Source organism: Corallococcus sicarius (assembly GCF_003611735.1).
GTDB classification, from domain to species: Bacteria; Myxococcota; Myxococcia; order Myxococcales; family Myxococcaceae; genus Corallococcus; species Corallococcus sicarius.
The window spans coordinates 46,640-52,725 of the sequence record NZ_RAWG01000026.1 but is presented as its reverse complement, the minus strand read 5'-3'; the positions used below and the strand labels follow the sequence as shown (position 1 = coordinate 52,725).

The following is a 6,086-nucleotide window of genomic DNA, read 5'->3' as shown; positions in this document are numbered from 1 at the left end:
AGATGTGTATAGGAGACAGGTCCCCTCCTCCTCGCGCTGGCCCTCGCCGTCACCCCGCTCTTCAGTGCCCACGCGGGCGAGGCAACCGGCGCAACGCCCACCTCCGCCCCGGCGGAGAAGCCCAAGTGCGAACACGGCGTGCAGAAGACCCTGTGCACCCGCTGCAACCCGAAGCTCGCGGCCGTCTTCAAGGCCAAGGGCGACTGGTGCGGCGAGCACGAGCGTCCCGAGAGCCAGTGCTCCATCTGCCACGACGAGCTGAAGAAGAAGGGCGTGAAGGAGTAATGCGCGCCCGCCTCGGCCCCTCGGCGCTCGCCGCCCTCCTCCTGTGGGGGACGGCGGGCTGTAACAGGGACAAGACACCTGCCCCCGCGGCGCAGCGCGCTGCCGCGCCCGAGGAGGCCAAGGCTCCAGCGCCCATGAAGCTGTGCGAGCACGGGGTCCCGGCGGAGCTGTGCACGAAGTGCGACCCCGACCTCATCGACGTCTTCAAGGCGCAGGACGACTGGTGCGAGGAGCACGGGCTGCCCCTCTCGCACTGCAAGGTGCACGACCCCACGCTCACCTTCACCGCGGCGTCCGCCCCACCCGCTGACTGGTGCAAGGAGCACGCGGTGCCGGAGAGCCAGTGCACCAAGTGCAACCCGAAGCTGGTGGCCCGGTTCATCGAGGCGGGGGACTACTGCCGTGAGCACGGCTTCCCCCTGTCGGTGTGCCCCGTGCACCACCCCGACCTCGTGAAGGCAGCGGGCGCCGAGGCGCCCGTCTTCCCCCCGCCCACCCTGCGCGTGCGCCTGGCCTCCGCGCAGACGGCGCAAGAGGCCGGCATCGAGACCGAGCGCGTGGAGAAGAGGCGCTTCGGCCGCACCCTGGAGGTGGTGGGCCAGCTCGACTTCAACCAGAACCGGCTGGCGCAGCTGTCCGCGCGCGGTGAAGCCCTGGTCCTCGAGGTGAAGGTGGACGTGGGTGACACCGTGACGGCGGGCCAGCCGCTCGCCACCCTCGCCTCCGCCTCCGTTGGCGAGACGCAGGGCCAGCTCTCCGCAGCCCAGGCTCGCGTGAGCGCGGCCCGCGCGAACGCGCAGCGCCAGGAGACACTCGTCCAGAATGGCATCACGGCCCGCAAGGCCCTGGAGGCCGCGCAGGCGGAGCTTGCCGCGGCCGAAGGCCAGTTGGCGGGTGCCCGCGCGGCGCTGGGGGCCTCTGGTGCCTCCCTGACGGCCAGCGGCGGGCGCTACACGCTCACCGCCCCCTTCGCCGGCACGGTGGTGATGCGCGATGCCGTCGCGGGCCGCAGCGCCGCTCCGGGTCAGGTGCTGCTCCAGGTGGCGGACCTCTCCACCGTCTGGGCACAGCTCGACGTGCCCGAGGCCGACGCGGGCGACGTGCAGGCGGGGCAGAAGGTGGAGCTGCTCCTCGAGGGCACGCGCGGCGAGCGGCGCGAGGCCACCCTCACCCGGGTGGGCGCGTCGGTGGATCCAACCACGCGCACCGTGCGGGCCCGCGTCGAGCTGCCCAACCCCGGCGCCCGGCTCAAGGCGGGCACCTTCGTGCGCGGACGCATCCAGGTAGAAGGCGAGCACGACGCGCTCCTGGTGCCGCGCGAGGCCGTGCAGCGCGCGGAGGGCAGGTCGCTCGTCTTCGTGCGGCGGGAGGCAGGGCTGTACTCCCCCGTGGCCGTCGAGCTGGGCGCGGCCAGCGGGGCGCACGTCGAGGTGGTGCGGGGGCTCAAGCCCGGACAGGACGTCGTCACCACCGGCGCCTTCCTGCTCAAGACGGAGATCCTCAAGGAGTCCATCGGCGCGGGCTGCTGCGAGGAGGGCGAATAGCCCGCCCCCATGCTCACCCACGTCATCGACTGGTCGCTCAAGCACCGCGGGGTCGTCCTCGCGGCCACCCTCGCGCTCATCATCTCCGGCGTGCTGTCCTTCCGGGCGCTGCCGCTGGATGCCTACCCGGACACCACACCGCCCCAGGTGCAGGTGAACACGGTGGCCCCGGCCCTCACGCCCACCGAGGTGGAGCGCCAGCTCACGGTGCCCGTCGAACAGGCGCTGGCGGGACTGCCGCGCCTCGCGGAGATGCGCTCCCTCTCCAAGTTCGGCCTCTCGCAGGTGACGCTCCAGTTCGAGGACGACACCGACCTCTGGTTTGCCCGCCAGCAGGTGAGTGAGCGCCTGGGCCGCGTCAAGGTGCCGGTGGGCATCGAGCGCCCCACGCTGGGCCCTGTCGCGACGGGCCTGGGCGAGGTCTTCCACTACCTCGTCAAGAGCAGGAGCCGGAGCATCGAGGAGCTGCGCACCCTGCACGACTGGGTGCTCGCGCCGCGACTGCGCAGCGTGCCGGGCGTGGCGGAGGTGAACGCCTGGGGCGGCGAGGAGAAGCAGTGGCACGTGGTGGTGGACCCGCGCCGCCTGCAGCAGTTCAACGTCTCGCTCGGCGACGTGTACCGCGCCCTCGAGGCCAACAACGCGAACGTGGGCGGAGGGGTGGTGCAGCGCGGAGGCAGCGCGGCGTTGGTGCTGGGCGTGGCCGTGCTGGAGGACGCAGCCTCCATCCGCGACGTGGTGGTGGCCGCGCGCCAGGGCGTCCCCGTGCGGATCCGCGACGTGGCACGCGTGGAGACGGGGGCGGAGACGCGCCGGGGCGCGACGACGGCGGACGGCGAGGGCGAGGTGGTGCTGGGCCTCGGCTTCATGCGGATGGGGGAGAATCCGGACACGGTGACGCGGGCGCTCGCGGCGCGGCTGGAGGAGGCGAAAGCGAGCCTGCCCGGGGACGTGCAGGTGGACGTCGTCTACGCGCGCACCGAACTCGTCGAGCACGTGCTCAGCACCGTGCGCACCAACCTCTTCGAGGGAGCACTGCTCGTCATCGCCATCCTCTTCGTCTTCCTGGGCAACTGGCGCGCCGGGCTCATCGTCGCGGCCGCCATCCCCCTGTCGCTCCTCTTCGCCTTCACCGGGATGCTGCGCTTCGGCATCGCCGGCACCCTCATGTCGCTGGGGGCCATCGACTTCGGCCTCGTCGTCGACTCCTCGGTCATCCTGGTGGAGAACGCGGAGCGACGGCTGTCCGCGGCCCGGGGCAGCCGGAGCGTGCTCGAGGTGGTGCGTGACGCGGCGGTCGAGGTGCGCAAGCCCACGCTCTTCGGCGAGCTCATCATCCTGGTGGTGTACCTGCCCATCCTCACGCTGGAGGGCGTGGAGGGGCGCCTCTTTCGCCCCATGGCCCTCACCGTCATCTTCGCCCTGCTGGGCAGCGCCCTGCTCTCCATGACGCTCATGCCCGTGCTCGCGTCCTATGCGCTGCGCAAGGGCACGGGCGCGCCCCACCGCGAGCCGCGCCTCGTGTCCCTCCTCAAACGCGGCTACCGGCCCGTGCTCGACTGGGCGCTGGGGCACAGCCGGGGGGTGCTCACCTGCGCGGGCCTGCTGGTGGTGGGGGCGGGGCTCGCGGCCACGCAGTTGGGCAGCGAGTTCGTGCCGCGCCTGTCCGAGGGCACCATCGTCATCAACACCGTGCGGCTCGCGGAGGTGTCGCTCGATGAATCCGTGCGCTACGGCGGGCGCATCGAAAAGGTGCTCAAGGCGCGCTTTCCGGACGAGGTGCAGCGGGTGTGGACGCGCACCGGGACGGCCGAGGTGGCGACGGATCCGATGGGCGTGGAGCTCTCGGACGTCTTCATCACCCTGAAGCCTCGCGACGCTTGGAAGCGCGCGGACACCCAGGACGCGCTGGTGGCGGAGATGAAGGCGGAGCTCGCGGACATGCCTGGCATGCGCATGGCCTTCCTCCAGCCCATCGAGATGCGCGTCAACGAGATGGTGGCCGGGGTGCGCAGCGACGTGGGCATCAAGCTCTTCGGCGATGACCTGGACATCCTCAAGGCGAAGGCGCGCGAGTTGGAGGAGCACGTGCGCGCCGTGCCGGGCGCGGCGGACGTCACGGTGGAGCAGGTGACGGGCCAGCCCGTCATCGAGGTGGTGGTGGACCGGGCGGCCATCTCCCGCTTCGGCATCGCGGCCCGCGACGTGCTCGACGTGGTGGAGGCCGTGGGGACGCGCGTCGTGGGCGAGGTGCGTGAGGGAGAGCGCCGCTTCGACCTCGCCGTGCGCCTCTCGGACGAGTTCCGCGAGGACCCGGCGAAGCTCGCCACCCTCCCGGTGGTGGCCCCCGGAGGGGAGCGGGTGCCGCTGGGGCGCCTGGCCCAGGTGCGCGAGGTGTCCGGCCCCACCACCCTCCAGCGCGAGTGGGGCAAGCGCCGCATCGTGGTGCAGGCGAACGTGCGCGGCCGCGACCTGGGCGGCTTCGTGGACGAGGTGCGCACGACGCTCCACGAGAAGGTGGAGCTGCCGCAGGGCTACTTCCTGCGCTTCGGTGGCCAGTTCGAGAACCTGGAGCGGGCGCGCAACCGGCTCCTCGTCGTGGTGCCCATCGCGCTCGCCCTCATCTTCGCCCTCCTCTACGTCACGTACCGGCGGGTGTGGGATGCGCTGCGCATCTTCGCGGGCGTGCCCTTCGCCCTGGTGGGCGGGGTGCTCGCGCTGCTGGTGCGCGGACTGCCCTTCTCCATCTCCGCCGCGGTGGGCTTCATCGCCCTCTCAGGGGTGTCGGTGCTGGGCGACATGGTGCTCGTCTCGCGCGTGCGGCAGTTGCTCGCGCGGGGCCTGCCCCTGCTCGAAGCCATCCGCACGGCGGCCCTGGGGCGCCTGCGGCCCGTGCTGATGACCGCGGCGGTGGCGGCGCTGGGCTTCGTGCCCATGGCCCTCAACACGGGCGTAGGCGCCGAGGTGCAGCGACCGCTCGCCACCGTTGTCATCGGCGGCGTCCTCTCCTCCACCCTCCTCACCCTCCTGGTGCTGCCCGTCCTCTATGCCGTCTTCGGGGCAGGCCAGCAGGGCGGCCACGGGGAGGAGCACCTCGAAGGAGGCCACGACGACGACGAAGACTCCGAGGAGGCCCGGCAGGTGGCACTTCAGGGTTCGGCCTCCGCGCCTCCGCCAGGGCTGGCATGACAGGATGCACGGGTGCTCTCCCTGTTGACCGTGCTCGTCCTTGCCGCTGCCCCGGCGGATTTCGATGCGCTGCGCGCGAGTGCGCTCACCGCCCATGAAGCCGATGACTACAGGCGTGCTTGCGCCCTCTACGCGCAGGCAGCGAGGCTGAGCCCCGAGCACGCCGCAGTGCAGTCGGACCTGGGGCTGTGCCTGATGAAGCAGGGCCGGAAGGCCGAAGCGGTGCGCGCCAACCTGCGCGCCGTGCGGCTGGCGGCCCCCGGCAAGGCGGAGCTGCCTCCAGACGCGGAGCGCACGCGCAAGGCCGCCTATTTCAACCTGAATGCGCTGGGCGTGAGCGTGGCGCTGCCCGGCCCCGGCCAGTGCGCTCGCCTCACGAAGGCGAGCGCTTGCAACGCGCCGGTGTACGCCTGTGGAGCGAAGTGGACCGAGTACGGCTCAGGAGGGGGCAGCTCCGGGACGGCGGTGAACCTGGCCCTGTCGGAGCAGGCGGCGGCGCTCGGCGAACTCGCGCAGGGGACGGAAGACTCGGTATTGCGCCCCCGGAATGGCTCCCTGTTCGGCATCGAGGGCTCGCCCCCGCGAGAGGCGTTGCCCTCCAGCCTGGTGCTGACGGAGGAGAAAGCGGAGGTCTTCACCGGCCCGTGTGCGAGGCATCAAGGAGGGTCGTGTGACTCCTCGGTCACCGTGCGGGGCGCGGCGGATACCTGCCTCGCACGCGCGGGCGGCTGCGATGGTGGCGTGAGGGATTGCCCCTCGGCATTGCGTTGCAGTGAAGAGGCCTGCGCCGAGGCGGAGCGCAGCCCATCCCCCGCCGTGCGCGCCGAACAGCAACTCGCACAGCAGACCTTCGACAGCTGCGCCAAAGGGCCGCTGCCGCACACCTCGTGCTCCGTGGTGCTCGCCGACGCGTGCCTCGGTCTGGTGGGCGTGGTGTGTCAGACGTCCACGGTGGCTCCCGACGGCAAGGTGCTCGAGAAGACCTCTCCCAGAGTGGGCGAGGTGTGGCTCCAACGCACGGAGCCCTGAAGAACGGAAGGCGCGTGTCCCCGCCTCCACGAGTGACCG

The 6,086-nt window shown here is 71.9% G+C and carries 4 protein-coding genes; all 4 read left to right on the top strand.

Annotation, left to right across the window (positions count from 1 at the left end; all coding sequences use genetic code 11):
- The first annotated feature begins 138 nt into the window (after positions 1-138).
- From D7X12_RS44095 to D7X12_RS06220, 4 genes are read left to right on the top strand one after another with little or no spacing between them, the layout of a single operon-like run.
- Complete coding sequence (locus D7X12_RS44095; RefSeq protein ID WP_244224387.1) at positions 139-285, top strand: hypothetical protein; 147 nt, start codon at positions 139-141, stop codon at positions 283-285.
- Positions 285-1,829 carry an efflux RND transporter periplasmic adaptor subunit gene (locus D7X12_RS06230; protein WP_120624337.1) on the top strand — a complete coding sequence of 515 codons (1,545 nt, stop codon included), beginning with the start codon at positions 285-287 and terminating at the stop codon, positions 1,827-1,829. Before D7X12_RS44095 ends, D7X12_RS06230 begins: the two co-directional genes overlap by 1 nt.
- Positions 1,830-1,838: 9 nt before the next feature.
- Positions 1,839-5,018 (top strand): efflux RND transporter permease subunit, encoded by a 3,180-nt coding sequence (locus D7X12_RS06225; protein WP_120624336.1) that lies wholly within the window; start codon positions 1,839-1,841, stop codon positions 5,016-5,018.
- Between the two features lie 12 nt (positions 5,019-5,030).
- Entirely contained in the window at positions 5,031-6,047 is a 1,017-nt protein-coding gene (locus D7X12_RS06220) for a tetratricopeptide repeat protein (RefSeq protein WP_120624335.1), read from the top strand.
- The last annotated feature ends 39 nt before the right edge of the window (positions 6,048-6,086 follow it).